Raw genomic sequence first — 17500 nt, 5'->3', positions numbered from 1 at the left:
CTTTACATAAGCGACCTTACCCATATATGAACAGGCAGGTGACGTAAGTGACAAATACATCAAAGCACAATCATAACGGCATGACGGAGGAACAATTTTTGGCTGCATATGATGCCAAGCAGTATGAGCGTCCATCGGTAACAGTGGATATGTTGCTTTTTACTGTGATGAATCAGCTCCAGCACAATTACCGCAAGCTGCCGGAGAAGACACTCCAGCTACTTCTGATCCAGAGGGGAGAGCATCCGTTTCTGGGACAATGGGCGTTGCCAGGCGGCTTTGTAGGGATGGATGAAAGCCTGGAGGAGGCTGCACGACGTGAGCTTAAGACTGAAACGAATGTGGACCGGATTTATATGGAGCAGCTATATACGTGGGGAGATGTAGCACGTGATCCACGTACGCGGGTCATCAGCTGCGCTTACATGGCATTGGTAGATCACGATTCACTGGAGATACAAGCCGGTGATGATGCTGCGGATGCCCAATGGTTTGAGCTTGGCTACAGTGTGGCTCAGGAGACACGGACAAATCACACGGAAGGTTACAGGTGGGAACAAGACATTAACATTACATTGAAGCATGGGGACATTCACCTGTCAGCCAAAGTAAAAGTAACTGAAATTCTCAAGGGCAAAACGATTGAGGTCAAGCGAGAAGTTCTGGAATCTCAGGGAATTGCCTTTGACCATGCCAAAATCATCGTGTACGGCATTGAGCGTTTGCGCAGCAAGATAGAATATACAGATATCGCTTTCCACCTGATGCCAACCCTGTTTACCTTGAGTGAGCTTCAACAGGTGTATGAAATTATTCTGGGTAAGGAGCTGTTGGCTGCAGCCTTCCGTCGCAAAATAGCCGAGCTTGTGGAAGAGACGAATGAATATAGAAAGGCTGCCGGACATCGTCCGTCCAAGCTATACCGTTTCAAGCCCCGGTCGCGTTTAATGTAAATGAAGGTATATGAAATGAGGAATTTTCGTGGAAAAGTTTACATTTTTTTATCGCAGTCAGTCGCCATTTTCACAATGGTATCCCTCTGTGTTTATCGTGGATGGATTGGAATTCAACTGCGTTGAGCAATATATGATGTTTAAAAAAGCACAGCTTTTTGGAGATGAGGAGGCGGCCAGTAAAATTATGCAAGCCCCTACCCTGCGTGAGCAAAAAGCCCGAGGACGTAGTGTGCGCGGATTTGATCAATCCTTGTGGGAGGCGAATTGCCGACAATTTGTGTTTGACGGTAGCTACGCCAAATTTACACAAAATCCGAATTTACTTAAGCATCTGCTCAAAACGAAAGGAACTACGCTGGTTGAGTCTAGTCCAACGGACACGATTTGGGGAGTAGGATTGGCGAAGTGATGCTGGAGCGAATCCGTTACATACTCAGCTGGCTATGCAAAACGTGGTAAAGCATCTCGTGCTGGATCACACATCAGGGCAGCGAACCTTGAACGCTTTTAAACACGGCCTTTCCTAAAGCTGGAGGACGTGTTTCAATAACTATATACTATGATAGGTTATGAAAAAGGAGAGTGCTGAATGAATCTGGATTCGAACGTCACCTGGCATGCGTCAGACGTTGACAAGCAAGCGCGCCAGCTTCTGAATGGGCATAAAAGCCCGGTACTGTGGTTTACAGGATTGTCAGGCTCGGGAAAATCAACGGTATCCTCCACATTGGAAAAAGCACTGTTTGCACGAGGTATACGCACGTTTATTTTGGATGGGGATAATGTTCGGCATGGTTTAAATCGCAATCTGGGTTTCCTGCCCGCTGACCGCAAAGAAAACATCCGTCGTATTGCTGAAGTAGCGAAGCTGATGTCACTTGCGGGGGTGTTGACGATTTGCGCTACAATCTCTCCTTATCGTGAGGATCGGGAAATGGTCAAGGATATTTTGCGGCAGGAAGGCTGTTATGAAATCTATATCCAGTGCAGTCTGGAGGAATGCGAACGACGTGATCCCAAAGGCATGTACAAGAAGGCGAGAGCCGGAGAAATACGTCATTTTACTGGTATTGACGCGCCTTACGAGGCACCTTTGGAGCCTGAGCTCATCGTATCCACTGAAGACCGGGAGATTGGCCAGTCGGTACAGGATATACTGGATTTTCTCGATAGGGAATCATTGTTGCTCTAATCTTCGCCAAACCTTTTTCAAATCTTCCTGAAATCTTCATTATCAAAAATGGAATTCATGTTTAAATAGAATAGACCTCTCGATCTTGAAGCCGTCTGAAATTTCCCCCTAGTTTTTTTAGATATTCGGCGCTAGAGGCGGGAGGTTTTTTGTTTACAGCACATAGCCAACCAATTCATTCAAGAGGTGATTTCAATGATGAATAAACAACCCACCAACCTGACTACCAGCTGGGGCGCTCCTGTAGGTGATAATCAAAATTCCATAACGGCTGGATCACGCGGGCCTACATTGATTCAGGATGTGCATCTGCTAGAAAAGCTTGCGCACTTTAACCGGGAACGTGTGCCGGAGCGTGTGGTTCATGCCAAGGGTGCAGGAGCGCACGGCTATTTTGAAGTCACTAATGATTTATCTGCGTATACAAAAGCAAGCTTTTTATCTGAGGTGGGCAAGTGCACACCGATGTTTATCCGTTTTTCTACGGTTGCCGGTGAGCAAGGCTCGTCTGATACGGTACGCGACCCACGAGGTTTTGCGGTGAAGTTTTATACCGAGGAAGGCAACTACGATCTCGTAGGCAACAATACACCCGTATTTTTCATCCGGGATGCGATCAAATTTCCAGACTTTATTCATACGCAAAAACGTCACCCCCAAACTCATCTAAAAAACCCTAATGCCGTTTGGGATTTCTGGTCCTTATCTCCTGAATCGCTGCATCAAGTAAGTATTCTGATGTCCGATCGCGGCATTCCCGCTACACTCAGACATATGCATGGATTCGGTAGCCACACGTTCAAGTGGGTCAATGCCGAAGGGCAGGCGGTATGGGTAAAATATCATTTTAAAACAGAGCAAGGCGTACAAAATCTTGATGTAGAGCTGGCTGCCAAAATTGCCGGTGAAAACCCGGATTATCATACCGAAGATCTGTTTAATGCCATTGACAAGGGTGATTTTCCTGCATGGAGGCTTCATGTGCAAATTATGCCTGTGGAGGATGCGGACACATACCGCTTTGATCCATTTGATGTGACGAAAGTATGGTCGCAAAAGGATTACCCGCTGATCGAACTGGGACGCATGGTATTAAATCGCAATCCTGAGAACTATTTTGCAGAAGTAGAACAGGCAACGTTCTCTCCAGGCTCGTTCGTTCCTGGTATTGAAGCGTCTCCGGATAAAATGCTGCAAGGACGCCTGTTTGCCTACGGAGACGCACATCGCTACCGTGTAGGCGCAAATCACAATTCACTTCCGATCAACCGACCACATGCAGAAGTACACAACTATCAACGTGATGGTGCATTGCGCAGTGACGACAATGGAGGTGGATCGGTCTATTATGAGCCCAATAGCCTCGGTGGGCCGAAAGAGTCTCCAGCGCACAACATCGCTCCTTTTGAAGTGAGTGGAGAAGCACAAAGTGTGGGTTATGATCATCATGATCACTATACTCAACCGGGCGATCTGTACCGCTTGCTCAGCGAAGAAGAACGGGCGCGACTGGTACAAAACATCGTGGGTGCGATGAAGCCTGTGGAAAGTGATGAAATCAAGTTGCGTCAGATCGGACATTTCTACAAGGCTGATCCTGAGTACGGACGCCGTGTAGCCGAAGGTTTGGGCTTGACCGTTCCTCAAGGCGAATAAGGTATTTGTATACGTTAGTTTCAAGGCTTCTCCATAAAATAAAAGGATGTCCCAACGCCGTCATATAGATGGTTGATGGGACATCCTTTACTTTTGTGTGCGATGTAAAGCAGGTGTTTGTAGTAGACGCTCCGCGAAAGGAAACGTTGCTCCAGTCGCTGTTGTCTCCAGATGTATTGAATCACACTCAGCTGCTATATCCTCTGCAACCGAGGCAAATAGATCACAAGAAACAGCGACCGCCCTAAAGCAAATACGATGAACGAGAGCCAAAGCCCATGATTCCCATAGTGTGGAACGCACCAGAACAGCGAGATCAGAAAGAAGACCAATGAAATGAGCATGGAATTACGGATCGGGTACGTCACCGTCATGCCTGTAAATACACCGTAGAAGACCAGTCCCAGTCCGGCGGCCAGTGGAAAGGCGACTAGCCAACCGTTATATGGACCCGTAAGGCTGATCACGGTAGTGTTATCGGTAAACAGACGGATAAGCGGCTCCTTCAATGCAAAATACAGCCCACCCGTCAGCACGCTAGTTACAATCGTCCAGAACCAGGATAAATGAATCACTCTTTGCAGCATTTTTGGATCTCTTGCACCCCGGGCCTGACCCGTCATAATGCTGCTGGCGTTGGCAAATCCGTCAAAAAAGTAAGCCATAAGGTAGTGGATTTGCAGCAAAATAGCGTTGGCCGCAAGCTGATCGGTTCCAAAACTTGCACTGCGCGATGTAAAGAGATTAAACATCGTCAGCAGACAGGCTGTGCGGATCATAAGGTCCAGGTTCGTAGCCATAACGTTTTTCAGCTCCGAAGCTCCAAACCACCTCCGCCAATCCCGATGTCCGCTGCGCTTCCATTCATTCCAGACAGATGAACGAAGTACAAGCACAAAACCCAGCACACATGCGAAGACCTCAGCAATCAGAGTAGCACCAGCCACACCTGCTACATCCCATTGCATGATTTGTGTGAATACAATAGCCAGCACCATATTGATGACATTCATGGAAATTTGCAAAAGCAGTGTCGCCTTTACGCGAGACAATCCCATTAGCCAGCCGAGCAGTACATAGTTCACCAGCGTGAGGGGCGCTCCCCAAATACGAATGTTAAAATAGATTGATGCCTGCGCCGCCACATCCGCAGCAGGATGAATAAGCTGGAGAGAAGCGAGCAGAATCGGCTTTTGCAGCAGTATGAACAAGGCCCCGATCACCAAAGCAATCCCCATCGGACGCATGAGGGCGGCTATACCCTGGTCGTTATTTTTAGCCCCGGCAGCCTGTGCGGTAAAAGCCGATGTGCTGACGCGCAGAAAGCCAAACAGCCAATATAAAGTATTGAAAATAAGAGTACCCACTGCCACACCGCCCAAATAGGCAGAATGGCTCAAATGACCGATTACCGCAGTATCTACCGCACCGAGTAGCGGGGTCGTAATCGTTGAGATAATTAAAGGAATGGCTAAAGCAAGATAGGCTCGGTGGGAAGGCAACATGTTGAAAAAACCTCCAGTAGCGATTGTGTATAGGAATGGCGATCTGAGTGAAATAAAGCTTCCTTGGAAAAATGCTCAAGGACATTGCCATCTTTCATAACCATGATTCGGTCACTCATAAAGTGTACGGCTGCCAGGTCATGGGAAATAAAGAGATATGCCAATCCCAGTTCGTCCTGCAAATCCTTTAGCAGATTTAGAACGGTGGCCTGTGTGGTCACATCCAGACTGGCCGTCGGCTCATCCAGCACGATAAAATCCGGCTCGGTGCTGATGGCACGCGCAATGGTTACGCGTTGCTTTTCCCCGCCGCTGAGCTGATGGGGATACTTGTCCAGATAGCTGGAGGGAAGCTTCACCATACCGAGCAAGTGCTCGGCCATGTCCCTACGTCCCGAAGGCATACCCGTCATATAGGAGGGAACATAGCCTTTGAGCTGATCCAGCGGTTCCATCAACGATTGCAGGATCGTCAGTCTGGGGTAGTACCAGCGCTGCTGACACCACCCGCAAACGAGTGGATTAAATAGGGAATTTATTAATAACCTCGTTATATTCATTTTGTGCATCGGTAATCGCCAGCTTTGAATAAACTTCTAACGACTTTCTGCTTTCATGAACAAGGTTGAATCAGCGCGTCATCAATGCCCTGCTTTTTTAGCCAGGTTTATAGCCATTCTGTCATTTCCTGTGCATCCTCGATCGTATCCTCGCGGAACCCGAAGAACTCCCGGATCTGCGTTCGGTGGTAAGTGAAGTCCAATCGTACTTAGCATATAATTCCGGCTCAGAGAAGAATTTGTTTTGCAATGTACGAGATCACTGCTTTCGGAACTTCGTACTTATGGGTTGGGAAACGGGCTTCATTTTGAAAGAACTTGAGGAGTACGGCAAACCCAATCCTGGTTTCCCCGGTTTTGTTCTCGATCAACTTCATTTCGTTCGGTAGGATCGTAAAATGCTCGATTAATTCGTCTAGTTCTCAATTTCGCTTCATGTTATCCCCTCCAAATAAAGTTCCTATAACAGTAAGTATCGGAACAAAAGATGTAAAACTAGAGATGGTATAGCGTATTTCTTTTTAGCCAGAGAGGCAAACTTACCATATTTCCGTTTACAAAATTATAACCGGAACTTTTGAAAAATCTCAAGAATAATGAAGACGCTTTTCAATAACCCCCACGATCACGCGCATGAACACAAGTATCGAAAACAAATCGTTAACCGATTAGCAAGAATCGAAGGTCATGGGAAAGCTGTAAAGAAGATGACAAATGAAGGCCGTGATTGTTCAGAAGTTTTACTACAAATCGCCGCAGTGCAGAAAGCATTAGACAATGCGGCCAAACTTCTCCTCAAGGATCACTTGGAGAGTTGTGTTGTGGACGCTGTACACCACGGAAATCAAGAAAAGGTACTGTCCGATCTAAATAAAGCATTAGATAATTACATTCGATAGGAAGTGGTTGCTTTGGCAAATGATCTAACGATAGCTGACACCACTAACCGGGTGGTGTCAGCTACGCTGGTACTACCCCAAGTAGATGACTGCAATTTTTCCTGGCGTCAGCTCGCATGGTTGCCTTGACAAACGGATCAGTGATCCATTATAATTGGATCACTGATCCGAATACAGTAATCGGTGACTGGATCAGTGAAATCCATAAGATACAGCAATCTGTGCAAATGGGCCAGAGATGCTGTCCAACACAACGAAAGGGTGAAAATTCATGGGAAAGCTTGAAGGTAAGGTTGCAGTCATCACGGGGGGCGCTACCGGCATCGGCCGCGCCGCAGCAAAGCGATTCATCGAGGAGGGCGCCTTCGTATTCATTTTCGGCCGCAGGCAGGAAGCGCTCGACGCCGCTGTGGCCGACCTTGGGCCCAATGCCCGCGCGGTGAAGGGCTCGGTCTCCGATCTGGCCGACCTCGACCGACTCTACGCGGCGGTGAAGTCCGAGCGCGGAACTCTCGACATCGTCTTCGCCAATGCCGGGGCGGGAAGCCAGCTTCCGCTCGGCGAGATCACCGCTGAGCACATTGACGAAATCTTCGACACCAATGTGAAGGGTTCGATCCTCACGGTCCAGAAGGCGCTACCGCTGATGGGCCAGGGCGGTTCGATCATCCTAACGGGATCGAGCGCTGGCACCACGGGCGCCCCGGCAATGAGCGCCTACAGCGCGAGTAAGGCGGCAGTTCGCAACCTCGCGCGGACCTGGGCGGAGGACCTGAAGGGCACCGGCATCCGGGTAAACGTGCTGTCGCCCGGAGCGACGGCAACCGAGCTCGCGAAGGAATCGCTAGGCGAGGAGGGCCAAAAAGTCTTCGCCTCGATGACTCCGCTCCAGCGCATGGCTGATCCGGCGGAGATTGGGGCGGTAGCCGCCTTTCTCGCATCATCGGACAGCAGCTTCATGACCGCCAGCGAGGTCGCCGTCGACGGCGGTCTAGCGCAAATCTGACACGCTACGCCCGGCCGGTCACTCCATTCGATATTAGGAGCCCGTAGGGCGTGGTAAACCGAAGGAGAAGAATATATGAGCTACGCAATTATTGGCTTCGGCAAGATCGGCCAGGCTCTTGCTAAGGCGTTTGCCCGAAGCGGCATCGAAGTATCCGTTGCAACCACTCGCGACCCGGAAAGCTTTGCATCCGCTGCGGCCGCGATCGGACCAGAGATCATTCCCAAAAAATTGGCGGACGCCGTCAAGGCGGACATCATCTTTTTGGCTGTCCGTTTCGAGTCGCACCCGGATGTCGCGAAGGCGCTCCCCACCTGGCAGGGGAAGACCATCGTCGATGTGACCAATGCCTACGGTGTGCCCCCTGAGGAACTGGGAGGACAGCCTTCTTCCAAGTTCGTCGCGCAGGCCTTCACTGGTGGACGATTGGTCAAGGGCTTCAACCATTTGGTGGCTGCCGTCCTTGACCAAGATCCGGCCGTTCATGGTGGCAGGAGAGTCGTGTTCCTGGCGAGCGACGATGACGGCGCAGCAGCGGAGATTGGTGCGCTTGCGGAAAATCTCGGTTTCGCGCCGATCAAACTTGGCGGGCTTTCGGAAGGCGGACTGCTTGTGCAGGCGCGCGGAAATAGCTGGGGGCAACTGATCTTTAAGGATTTGGTCAAGCTCGACTGATGAATCGTGATCGCAAATTCCGATGCAATCCTGCCTCGTGGACAAAGAGCAGCCACAGTTTGATTGAAGCGAGGGCGACGCCGGTAGACAGACGCTTGCCGATCATCTGGCGGAGGAAGATTGAATTTGATATAATGATTTCGATGGAATGTCCCAAAAACAAATCTTTTTGTGGTTTTTACAGATCAAGTTATAACTAGGCGTATGCCGAGAAAAGTCGCGTATTTTGAGTGGGGTGAAAACATGATGCGAGCCGACGCCAGAAAAAATTACAGTCATCTACTTACAGTCGCGCGTGACGTCGTCGCCGAGCATGGTGTCGATGCGTCCATGCGAGATATCGCCCGCCGGGCCGACGTCGGGTTGGCCACATTGCTTCGTCATTTCCCGACGCGGGAAGCTTTGTTCGAAGCGTTGCTGCGTACGAATCTGGAGGCACTGACGCAGAAGGCAGGCGAACTCGAAACGTTGAAACCACCTGACGAAGCGCTCGTGTCTTGGGTTCGCGAACAGGTGGCTTTCGTCCAAAGCTATAGCGGCGTTGTCGCTTTGATGGCGAGCGCCCACGCGGACCCGGACTCCGCGCTTTACGCTACATGCGCAGCGGTGCACTCAGCAGGCGAGCGACTATTGCTCCGAGCTCAGACCGAGGGAACGGCTCGCGCCGATATGAATGGGGACGACTTGTTCGCCCTGATATCGGCGCTCGGCTGGCTTGTCGGCCAACCTTCATTCGCGCCACGGACCGATCATCTCTTCAATGTTATCACGAGCGCCATCTATGCTACCGGAAAATAGCACCCTCCCTGGAGGCCTTAGAGTCTTTCATTGTCGAAATGAAAAGCAAATTTAAACCTGAATAATGTCCTGCAGTTGGGGGCATGCCTCCTTCAGATCGATGCATAAATAAAATCCCGCCAGTACTGGCGGGGTTTTATTTTTGTAGGACGAAGGGCCATATTATTTTTAGCTGAATTTAATCTTTTCTTGCGTAATTTTCGGTTGCGTCTGCGATACTTTGTGTTTCGCTTTAAACTTCTTCTTGATTGCATGTTTAAATCGGTTGGACACAGAGGCAGCTGCGGCGGCTTCGGATCATTGTTATCGTCTTTAACAGCTTTTGCAAAGAGGATGAATTCCAGGCAGCTGCAGGCGAATTCAACCGTTTCTTTCGCACCCTGGAAACCCTTGGACCAAGGAATCCCCTTTCCCCATTCGACTACGTGATTCACCATTTCCATCCATTGTTGTTGCATTTGTATTCCTCCTCATTATGATTTTGTTACAATATTCTTTTGTCAAAATCTTTAAAGACTCCTAACAGAGATGCGAGAATTTTAAATTTTTTGATGAATCATATCGTATCCTTCCTTATAAGCACCTCCGATTCTGTATATTCCAGGATTCCATCGCTACTGTGTCTAACCATTCAGGAGCCTGTTTTTCCCGTTATCTAAATAAAGAGAAAAGTTCAAAGTTTACTCCAAAAATCTCGAAAAATATGAGTACCGCAAAAAATTAGGCAGAACTGGCCAACGTGTTACGCGGGGGAGCTCGCAGGCTTGGAGGCTTGATCGAGTCATTTTATGCCTATCGAGCGAACCGGTTGGATTATTTAGCTGCCTCTCGATTCGTCCAAGGCAGGTACGTGCACCTTCCCGGGTTAACCATTGTTCCACCAGGGACAATAGTTACTACAGGGTCTAAATTTTTTCTGGGAGGGATAAGTCCGGCAATCGTTTCGTTGTCTTTTCAAAAAGAAAAGGCCCTCTTCAATTCGAAGAGGGCCTCTTACCAGTATCAAAACGTTTGATTTATTATCCATTCCTTGCTTACACTAATTTATCAGCATTGGAGTACCTTCTATTGGTTTAATTAGTATTATCGATCATCTGCTTGGCTGCATCTACCGTGGGAAGCTCAATAGAGCGCTTCGTACCAAAGTCTACCCTATAGCCATCCTCCATTCCATACTGCAAAATAGAGTAGCCCTTATGCTCCTCGATCTTCGTATAGGGATCCGGAGTAGCCAGGGAAAAGGAACGTAGCATCAGCAATTTTATCACCGCTGGCCAATTCCACGTCGGCCGTCCCGAGTTGAGACACTTCGTAAATGTTCCCCAGAAATTCAGACTCATCGGTAATTTCGCCTACTTTAGATAAAACGACTTTATCCTTTGGGGGATACTGCTGCAGTGGTTAATACGCGTTGTAGGGGTTTACGTGTTATGCATTTATCTAGGGTTGGAAATCGCTGGCGTATGGCTTTCGGTTGCTATTGACTTACTCATGCGTGCCGTTTTCTTGCTGTTGCGTTTCAAACGAATATTTCGGAACCCCCCTTGGATCAAACAATCACGGTTCGTGATTCATGATTTAACTTGGGATTCCTAAAATTTAACATTTTTATCCAAACGTTACACAATATCGACATCCTTGGCTTGAAAGGCAAGCTGACGTGCATTGGCGTCTTCGTTAAACATGAATTTGGCATGCTTCAGCTTCACTTCGCCATTCCAGTATTGCTCATTACGATCCAGATTCAGTTCACTTCCGGCGCGGAAGCTGGCGGCCTTGAACGGGCCTGTCCCTGATGGAAGATCACCTGTAAAGATGGTATCTATCACCGCCGTATTCGGATGAACCAGCTCAGATACAAATTCCGGAAAAGGCTTGTCTGTCGTGATGATTAAAATCTGACCATCTGCTTGAATATCACGGATATGCAGCGCATTTTTAACTGATGGATTGAGTTTTTGTGCTCTTTCCAGAGAGTCTTTGACAGCAGCGGCATCGACAGCTTTACCGCTATGGAAGATCACGCCTGAACGAATGTTGAAGGTCCAGTGTTGTCCGTCTTTACTGTCCCATTTCTCTGCAAGCCAAGCTTCCAGCTTGAGATCCTTGCTCACCTTGACAAGCGTTTCACTCACTCCGGCACGAACGGCTGTGTAATTCACATCCGTATGAGGATCTACAGAAGGGCTTTGCACATTGAACAATAGGGTAACACTTTTATCTTGTGGTACATTTGCAGCAGATGAAGAGGGTGAAGCTGATGGTGCTGAAGAGCACGCCGCCATCATCCCTGCCAGTACCGACAGTATGAAGAGTTTAAAATACTGATTCTTAAACAACAGATGTTCCTCCTTGATCGTAATCGTAATTTTTACACTTTAGTCCATGAGGCATATCGTAACCAAATGGAGAAGGTTTGTGAATATGTAATTATAGAAATATGTATATAGGGTCATAAAAGAAAAAAGCTGCTTGACCATGGAGATAGGTCAGCAGCCTTTTCACTTTTAGGATATTTTTGAACATAGATAGCTATAAAATTATCTATTAATGCATGGGAGCTTGAGCAGCCCCTTTTTCTACATGAACTCTGCGAATGAAGAACGCAAGAATTAATCCAATTACACTGACGATCATGGCAAAGAAGAAAGAATTCTGTGATCCAAACGCCATAGCATTCGCCAATTCTTCTACAGATTTCGGCATGCTGGATTGGCTCAAATAGCTTTCCATGCCCTTGGAGAGAATGCTAACCGCCACGGCTGTACCGATTGCACCGGCAACTTGCTGGAGCGTACTCATAATGGCTGTACCGTCCGGGTACAGATCCATCGGCAACTGATTCAGACCGTTCGTCTGAGCAGGCATCATGATCATAGAAATGCCGATCATAAGGCAGCTATGCAGCACAATAATGAGTACGATAGCTGATGTCGTCGTAATGCCGGATAGGAAAAACAAGACAGCGGCAACGATCACAAGTCCCGGAATAACGAGCCATTTGGGACCGAATTTATCGAACAGGGAACCCATGATGGGTGACAACAGACCATTGATAATTCCGCCGGGCAGAAGCACCAATCCTGCGGACAGCGCGGACAGGGCCAGCCCTTTTTGCAAAAAGAGTGGGAGAATCAGCATTGTAGAAAGGATCGTCATCATACACAGGAAGACCATCACAACGCCGATAACAAACATCGGATATTTAAAGACGCGCAAATTCAGCATAGGCTGCTTCATTTTTAACTGGCGTACAGAGAACAGAATCAAAGATACCAATCCGATAATCAGAGGGAGCAAAACAACCGGGCTAGCCCAGCCTTCGCCGCCTTCTCCTGATTTACTGAAACCAAACACAACACCACCGAAGCCAATGGAAGATAACAGGATAGATGGAATGTCAATTTTCGGCTTTGAAATTTCCGAAACATTTTGCATAAACAGGATACCGCAAATCAGCGAAAGAATCAGAAAAGGAAGGGAAATCCAGAAAATCCAGTGCCAGGACAGATTTTGCAGCACCAGACCCGCAATCGTAGGTCCAACCGCAGGAGCAAACATAATAACCAATCCGATGATTCCCATAGCTGCACCTCTCTTTTCAGCCGGGAAAATGATCAAGATCGTATTAAACATCAACGGCAATAAGAGCGCCGTACCGACGGCTTGAAGAATGCGTGCGATCAATAGCACCGTAAAGCTTGGTGCTAACGCAGCAACGAGACAGCCTGCAATAGAGAACAGCAGTGATGTGACGAAAAGCTGTCTTGTCGTAAAGGTTTGAAGCAGCAAACCCGATACAGGTACCAAAATACCGAGTGTCAGCAGAAAGGCCGTGGTCAACCATTGGGCTGTTGCTGTTGTAATGTGCAAAATCTGCATCAAATCATTCAGCGCAATGTTCAACGCCGTTTCACTGAACATTCCGATAAAGCCGCTAAGCAGCAGGGCAATCATAATAGGCAGCACCTTGAACGTCTTGGGATCAGACGGAGGGCTTGTTTGAGTCATTGTACTCATGTTGTTTTTGTTCCTCCAATAAATTGATGGTATTGAATTATAACGATCGGTCTATATATAATAAACATGAAGTTATTTCTTTGTCAAAATAAAAATTGTAAATATTATATTAATGAAGGATGCTGTATATGGCTACTAAACCCGAATCATATGAAAATATTGTACAAACCGCTTCGAGGCTCTTTTTTCATCAGGGCTACCATGCTACCGGACTCAATCAGATTCTTGCGGAGAGTGGCTCACCGAAAGGCTCGCTTTATTATTATTTTCCACGTGGCAAAGAGGAATTAGCTTTGGAGTGCATCAGAAGAAAGAATGAGTTTATTAAGCAAAAGTTGAAAGAAACGCTATCAGGGAACGAGGATCCTGTCCTCGCCATACAGGATTTCATCCGCAATGCAGCTGAGGAAGCGGACCAAACGAACTTTAATGGCTTTATGCCCATCGGATTTTGGACTGCTGCGGAAACTTCCTGCATCAGCGAATCGCTTCGACATGCTTGTGTGAATACGTTTACAGATTGGCAACATATCTATATGGAGCATCTTCAGACGGCGGGATGGACGGAGACAAAGGCACATAGTCTGGCGGTACTTATCATTTCCATGCTGGAAGGCGCCTTAATTCTGGCCGTTACTCAGCAGAACAGCGCACCTATTTATAATGTAGCGGATTACATTCCACAGCTGATAAAATAAAAAAAGGATATGGAATTGCTTCCTGGCTGACCAGCTTTGAGAACCGATTTTCTTGTTCGTGAGAAAATCGGTTCTTTTTTATACGCAAGTGACACGATTTAACTCAGATTACCAGCACCAAATGATGAAAAGTATGGTAAAATGGAATGAATTTGATTTGCAGCAAAGGAAGGGTGAAAACAAGTGGCAAAGGCGAAGGTGGCCAAACGTCCTACCCGGGATGAATTTGTGCTGGAGGAAATCGGGAACCAGCTTGCAGAAGCGCAGCAAGAGCAGTCCGAGGTTGTGTTGACCGTATGGGGGCGTCAGGAGACAACCCGTGGGCAGATCGTTAAAATGGATCCGAGAACGGGCAGAGTGCATGTAGAAAGTAATGGTGAAACGGACAAAGTTCCTTTTATGGATATCATGAGTGTGAATTACCCAAGAGATTAAGCAGGGTTTATATATCATTTTACATAATAGGAATCCACGGAATTGTCTGAAGGGATATATTATTGGCGTTGCTTCTTTGTTGGTTAACGTGAGCAAAAACACGGCCGATCCGGGGTTATGTAACCTCGAAAAGCCGTGTTTTTTTGTGCTATAAAATCCTTATGTCCATAGAGTCTTTTCTTTGACTCCCCTATGTAGCTTTTACTGGAGTAGCACCGTTATCGCGTACTTCGGCTTTCTTCAGTACCTTACGGTCAAAAATGAAAGGCCCGAAGGGCAGCAATGAGGCAATCAGGGCTACAAGCCCTTGCAGTACCGAAAGCTTTCGCAAAATCAGCATGACCACAATCGCAACTACATAAGTCACGAACAGTATACCATGGATCATACCGACCCATCTTACCATTTGCGGCATCCCGGCTGCGTATTTAAGCGGCATAGCGATACATACGAGCAGCAGATATGAAATCGCTTCAATATTACCAATGACGCCAAACGTCTTAAAAGCATTTTTGAACATGAATAAACCTCCCTTGTTACTATTACTTAAAATTTAATATAGCCTATAAAATGATTTTGTTAAACGGTAGAAAGTTACGAAATATTGAATATTTATTATTCAGGAGAAGAGCTTGTTCAGCATTTGGCGGATATCATGTATAAAGTTGAAGTTTGCAAGCGTATTCAAGAAAACTGGGACTGTCGCATGCGACATGAAAACATACCCTGTTAGCACTCAATTGGGTAAGTTTAAGGGAGATCGATATGCTAAAATCCATAGACTGAAACTATGATTCAGAACATAAAATAGCATTAGAATTTATAGATTAGATGATATAAAATCAAGTCATAAGGAACGGTCGTACTCAAAGTACCTCGACGCTCCTAAAAGTGAAAAAAATCACATGTAAAATGTTTTAATGAAAACTTGAACATGAAATCTGCAAACTCGCAAGGAGGAAGAACAATGAACCACTATCCTGCTATTTTTGAACCTCTGACAATACGTCGTATGACGTTAAAAAACCGGATTGTTATGCCACCGATGGGCACTAATTTTGCGGCTATGGACGGAAGCTTTGTTCAGGATCATATTGACTATTACGTGCAACGGGCCAAAGGTGGTACCGGCCTGATAACCGTAGAAAATGTTTGTCTGGATTTCCCAATGGGTACGAACGGAACGACCCAGTTGCGTATGGATAATGATCAGTTTATTCCCGGATTGTTTAGATTAACAGAAGCCCTGCACTCTTATGGAGCTTGCGTCTCTGTCCAAATTAACCACGCAGGTGCTTCCGCTTATGCTGGGCGATTGAATGGAGTTCAGGCTGTATCTTCTTCGAATATCCCTTCTAAAAAGGGTGGAGCGATTCCAAGACCTTTGCAAAAAGAAGAAATTTACGCCATTGTACGCAAATACGGAGAGGCAGCGGGAAGAGCCCAACGGGCCGGCTTTGACTGCGTGGAAATACATGCGGGTCATTCCTACTTGCTGAGTCAGTTCCTGTCCCCCATGTATAATAAACGTACGGATGAATTTGGTGGCAGCGCAGAAAACCGCACACGGTTTGCCAGATTGGTGATTGATGAAATTCGTTCGGTGGTTGGCCCATTTTTCCCGATCTGCTTACGCTTTAGTGCGGAAGAGTTCACAGAAGGCGGTAACACACTGGAGGATACATTGGAATTGCTGGAATATTTGAATGATGAGGTAGATATTCTGAACGTGTCTGCTGCTCTGAATGATTCCATTCAGTTCCAGATTGATGGGATGAACCTGCCGGATGGCTGGCGCTCTTATATGGCCAAAGCGGTAAAAGACAAATTCGGTAAGGTCACCATGACCTCAGGTAATATTCGGAGCCCGCAGGCTGCCCAGGATATTTTAGAGAGAGGAGACGCTGATCTTCTGGCGATGGGTAGAGGACTGATCGCAGAACCGAACTGGGTACTTAAAGTGCAGAATGGCCATGAAGAATTGCTTAGAAAATGTATTTCCTGCAACATCGGCTGTGCCGATCACCGTATTTCCAAGAGCAAACCGATTTGCTGTACGGTAAATCCTGACCTGTTCAGAGAAGCTGAATACCGGAAACAACACGTTAAGAATAATGTTCAAGTTGTTGTGATTGGTGGGGGTACCGCAGGGCTAGAAGCGGCATGTACAGCGGCAGAAGTAGGCTGCAAAGTAACCCTATTTGAACAAAATCCAGAATTGGGTGGCTTGGCTCGTGATATTGCACGATTGCCGGACAAAACGCGTATTAATGATTTCCCAGATTATCTGATTCAACGCACCAAACAACTGACCAATCTGGATATTATTACAGGAACCCAAGCAGATCTGCCGATGATTACGGCTTTAAATCCCGATATTATTGTCAATGCAACGGGTGCCAAACCACTGCTTCCGCCCATTGCTGGCTTGCATGACCAACTGGGTAAACCGGGTACCAAAGTATTCTCTATCTTTGATCTTTTGCACAATATGGAGAACTTCCAAGAGTTTGAAGGGAAACGTATTGCTGTAGTAGGTGGCGGAGCCGTGGGATTGGACGTTGTCGAATATTATGCAGAGCGTGGCGCTCAAGAGGTTTCCATTATTGAAATGATGCCGTTACTGGGCAAAGACCTTGATATGATTACCCGTATTTCCATGATGAAAATGGTTGAGGAGCGGGAAGTGAACGTTCATACGGAAACTGCTTTGACAGAAGTATGCAGCGACCGTTTCAAAGTAAAACACGGAGAACAGGAGTTTGAGATTCCTTTTGATCTCGGTTTCGTATGCTTGGGAATGCGCTCATTCAGTCCGCTTATGGACAGCTTGCTCGATTACGGTAAGGAACATCAAGTGGAAGTCGTGAATATCGGGGACAGTAAACAAGCTCGTCGTATTATTGATGGTACTCGTGAAGGTCGGAATATTCTGCATATCATCCAACGCGTGGATGAATTCAAAAATGAGTTTTCTTATTCTTACTAAGTATTGACCTCCTTTGCTACTGACTTGGGTTTGAAATAAGCCTATCAGCGTAGCAGAGGGGGCTTTTCTTTTTTTAGTGGCATTATCAGGGAAAGATTAGTAAAATATAAG

General features: G+C 47.0%; 17 protein-coding genes and 2 pseudogenes. 11 read left to right on the top strand and 8 right to left on the bottom strand.

Going from position 1 to position 17500, the window contains the following annotated elements; translation table 11 throughout:
• Window positions 1-47 precede the first annotated feature (47 nt).
• The 4 genes and pseudogenes from C1I60_RS19545 to katA all read left to right on the top strand — a co-directional run bounded on the left by C1I60_RS19545 (window position 48) and on the right by katA (window position 3804).
• The gene (locus tag C1I60_RS19545) at window positions 48-953 is read left to right on the top strand and encodes an NUDIX hydrolase (protein ID WP_137063214.1); all 906 of its coding nucleotides are present in this window, start codon (window positions 48-50) and stop codon (window positions 951-953) included.
• Between the two features lie 28 nt (window positions 954-981).
• Window positions 982-1362, top strand: a pseudogene (gene ybiA, locus C1I60_RS19540) (riboflavin biosynthesis intermediates N-glycosidase); the annotation flags it as partial.
• Window positions 1363-1545: 183 nt separating this feature from the next.
• On the top strand, window positions 1546-2148 hold the full coding sequence (gene cysC, locus C1I60_RS19535) for an adenylyl-sulfate kinase (protein WP_137063213.1): 603 nt from the start codon (window positions 1546-1548) through the stop codon (window positions 2146-2148).
• A 198-nt stretch (window positions 2149-2346) separates the two neighbouring features.
• On the top strand, window positions 2347-3804 hold the full coding sequence (gene katA / locus C1I60_RS19530) for a catalase KatA (protein WP_137063857.1): 1458 nt from the start codon (window positions 2347-2349) through the stop codon (window positions 3802-3804).
• 194 nt (window positions 3805-3998) lie between these two features.
• Here katA and C1I60_RS19525 read toward each other — a convergent pair whose 3' ends face one another.
• The 3 genes and pseudogenes from C1I60_RS19525 to C1I60_RS19510 form a co-directional block, all read right to left on the bottom strand.
• Complete coding sequence (locus C1I60_RS19525; RefSeq protein WP_137063212.1) at window positions 3999-5309, bottom strand: MATE family efflux transporter; 1311 nt, start codon at window positions 5307-5309, stop codon at window positions 3999-4001.
• Window positions 5276-5791, bottom strand: a pseudogene (locus C1I60_RS19520) (ATP-binding cassette domain-containing protein); the annotation flags it as partial. The gene C1I60_RS19525 and the pseudogene C1I60_RS19520, both read right to left, overlap by 34 nt.
• A 305-nt stretch (window positions 5792-6096) precedes the next feature.
• The gene (locus C1I60_RS19510) at window positions 6097-6276 is read right to left on the bottom strand and encodes a DUF4158 domain-containing protein (protein WP_289306540.1); all 180 of its coding nucleotides are present in this window, start codon (window positions 6274-6276) and stop codon (window positions 6097-6099) included.
• 189 nt (window positions 6277-6465) lie between these two features.
• Between C1I60_RS19510 and C1I60_RS19505 the strand changes: the two genes are divergently transcribed.
• The 4 genes from C1I60_RS19505 (at window position 6466) to C1I60_RS19490 (ending at window position 9247) form a co-directional block, all read left to right on the top strand.
• Window positions 6466-6768, top strand: a complete 303-nt coding sequence (locus C1I60_RS19505; protein ID WP_137063210.1) for a metal-sensing transcriptional repressor — start codon at window positions 6466-6468, stop codon at window positions 6766-6768.
• A gap of 271 nt (window positions 6769-7039) precedes the next feature.
• Window positions 7040-7774, top strand: coding sequence for an SDR family NAD(P)-dependent oxidoreductase (locus C1I60_RS19500; protein WP_014277674.1), 735 nt, complete (start codon window positions 7040-7042; stop codon window positions 7772-7774).
• A 75-nt stretch (window positions 7775-7849) separates the two neighbouring features.
• Window positions 7850-8449: an NADPH-dependent F420 reductase gene (locus tag C1I60_RS19495; protein ID WP_137063209.1), complete on the top strand. Its 600-nt coding sequence runs from the start codon at window positions 7850-7852 to the stop codon at window positions 8447-8449.
• A 204-nt stretch (window positions 8450-8653) separates the two neighbouring features.
• Window positions 8654-9247: a TetR/AcrR family transcriptional regulator gene (locus C1I60_RS19490; RefSeq protein WP_252361793.1), complete on the top strand. Its 594-nt coding sequence runs from the start codon at window positions 8654-8656 to the stop codon at window positions 9245-9247.
• A 92-nt stretch (window positions 9248-9339) separates the two neighbouring features.
• On the opposite strand, the gene C1I60_RS19485 is transcribed toward C1I60_RS19490, so the two are convergent.
• The 4 genes from C1I60_RS19485 to C1I60_RS19465 form a co-directional block, all read right to left on the bottom strand.
• Window positions 9340-9705 (bottom strand): hypothetical protein, encoded by a 366-nt coding sequence (locus tag C1I60_RS19485; RefSeq protein WP_137063208.1) that lies wholly within the window; start codon window positions 9703-9705, stop codon window positions 9340-9342.
• 615 nt (window positions 9706-10320) lie between these two features.
• Complete coding sequence (locus C1I60_RS19480) at window positions 10321-10587, bottom strand: hypothetical protein (protein ID WP_137063207.1); 267 nt, start codon at window positions 10585-10587, stop codon at window positions 10321-10323.
• A 279-nt stretch (window positions 10588-10866) separates the two neighbouring features.
• Window positions 10867-11586, bottom strand: coding sequence for an ABC transporter substrate-binding protein (locus C1I60_RS19470; RefSeq protein WP_252361792.1), 720 nt, complete (start codon window positions 11584-11586; stop codon window positions 10867-10869).
• 208 nt (window positions 11587-11794) lie between these two features.
• Complete coding sequence (locus tag C1I60_RS19465) at window positions 11795-13258, bottom strand: DHA2 family efflux MFS transporter permease subunit (protein ID WP_170970880.1); 1464 nt, start codon at window positions 13256-13258, stop codon at window positions 11795-11797.
• Window positions 13259-13395: 137 nt separating this feature from the next.
• On the opposite strand from C1I60_RS19465, the gene C1I60_RS19460 reads away from it, so the two are divergent.
• Both C1I60_RS19460 and C1I60_RS19455 read left to right on the top strand, forming a co-directional pair.
• A complete protein-coding gene (locus C1I60_RS19460; protein ID WP_137063205.1) occupies window positions 13396-13965 on the top strand; it encodes a TetR/AcrR family transcriptional regulator in 570 nt (189 codons plus the stop codon).
• Window positions 13966-14148: 183 nt separating this feature from the next.
• Window positions 14149-14400: a YolD-like family protein gene (locus tag C1I60_RS19455; RefSeq protein WP_014281611.1), complete on the top strand. Its 252-nt coding sequence runs from the start codon at window positions 14149-14151 to the stop codon at window positions 14398-14400.
• A 190-nt stretch (window positions 14401-14590) separates the two neighbouring features.
• On the opposite strand, the gene C1I60_RS19450 is transcribed toward C1I60_RS19455, so the two are convergent.
• Entirely contained in the window at window positions 14591-14920 is a 330-nt protein-coding gene (locus C1I60_RS19450) for a DUF3817 domain-containing protein (protein ID WP_137063204.1), read from the bottom strand.
• A 447-nt stretch (window positions 14921-15367) separates the two neighbouring features.
• Between C1I60_RS19450 and C1I60_RS19445 the strand changes: the two genes are divergently transcribed.
• Window positions 15368-17389 (top strand): NAD(P)/FAD-dependent oxidoreductase, encoded by a 2022-nt coding sequence (locus tag C1I60_RS19445; protein ID WP_137063203.1) that lies wholly within the window; start codon window positions 15368-15370, stop codon window positions 17387-17389.
• The last annotated feature ends 111 nt before the right edge of the window (window positions 17390-17500 follow it).

Source organism: Paenibacillus terrae, from assembly GCF_005217525.1.
GTDB classification, from domain to species: Bacteria; Bacillota; Bacilli; order Paenibacillales; family Paenibacillaceae; genus Paenibacillus; species Paenibacillus terrae_C.
Note: the sequence above shows the minus strand (reverse complement) of the source record. Positions and strands in the feature narration are given on the sequence as shown.

Excerpts from the sequence above, each read along its gene's own strand:
- cysC (WP_137063213.1), top strand. The coding sequence starts at position 1,546 with ATGAATCTGGATTCGAACGTCACCTGGCATGCGTCAGACGTTGACAAG.
- katA (WP_137063857.1), top strand. The coding sequence starts at position 2,347 with ATGAATAAACAACCCACCAACCTGACTACCAGCTGGGGCGCTCCTGTA.
- C1I60_RS19525 (WP_137063212.1), bottom strand. The coding sequence starts at position 5,309 with ATGTTGCCTTCCCACCGAGCCTATCTTGCTTTAGCCATTCCTTTAATT.
- C1I60_RS19505 (WP_137063210.1), top strand. The coding sequence starts at position 6,466 with ATGAAGACGCTTTTCAATAACCCCCACGATCACGCGCATGAACACAAG.
- C1I60_RS19500 (WP_014277674.1), top strand. The coding sequence starts at position 7,040 with ATGGGAAAGCTTGAAGGTAAGGTTGCAGTCATCACGGGGGGCGCTACC.
- C1I60_RS19495 (WP_137063209.1), top strand. The coding sequence starts at position 7,850 with ATGAGCTACGCAATTATTGGCTTCGGCAAGATCGGCCAGGCTCTTGCT.
- C1I60_RS19490 (WP_252361793.1), top strand. The coding sequence starts at position 8,654 with ATGCCGAGAAAAGTCGCGTATTTTGAGTGGGGTGAAAACATGATGCGA.
- C1I60_RS19485 (WP_137063208.1), bottom strand. The coding sequence starts at position 9,705 with ATGCAACAACAATGGATGGAAATGGTGAATCACGTAGTCGAATGGGGA.
- C1I60_RS19480 (WP_137063207.1), bottom strand. The coding sequence starts at position 10,587 with ATGAGTCTGAATTTCTGGGGAACATTTACGAAGTGTCTCAACTCGGGA.
- C1I60_RS19465 (WP_170970880.1), bottom strand. The coding sequence starts at position 13,258 with ATGACTCAAACAAGCCCTCCGTCTGATCCCAAGACGTTCAAGGTGCTG.
- C1I60_RS19460 (WP_137063205.1), top strand. The coding sequence starts at position 13,396 with ATGGCTACTAAACCCGAATCATATGAAAATATTGTACAAACCGCTTCG.
- C1I60_RS19450 (WP_137063204.1), bottom strand. The coding sequence starts at position 14,920 with ATGTTCAAAAATGCTTTTAAGACGTTTGGCGTCATTGGTAATATTGAA.
- C1I60_RS19445 (WP_137063203.1), top strand. The coding sequence starts at position 15,368 with ATGAACCACTATCCTGCTATTTTTGAACCTCTGACAATACGTCGTATG.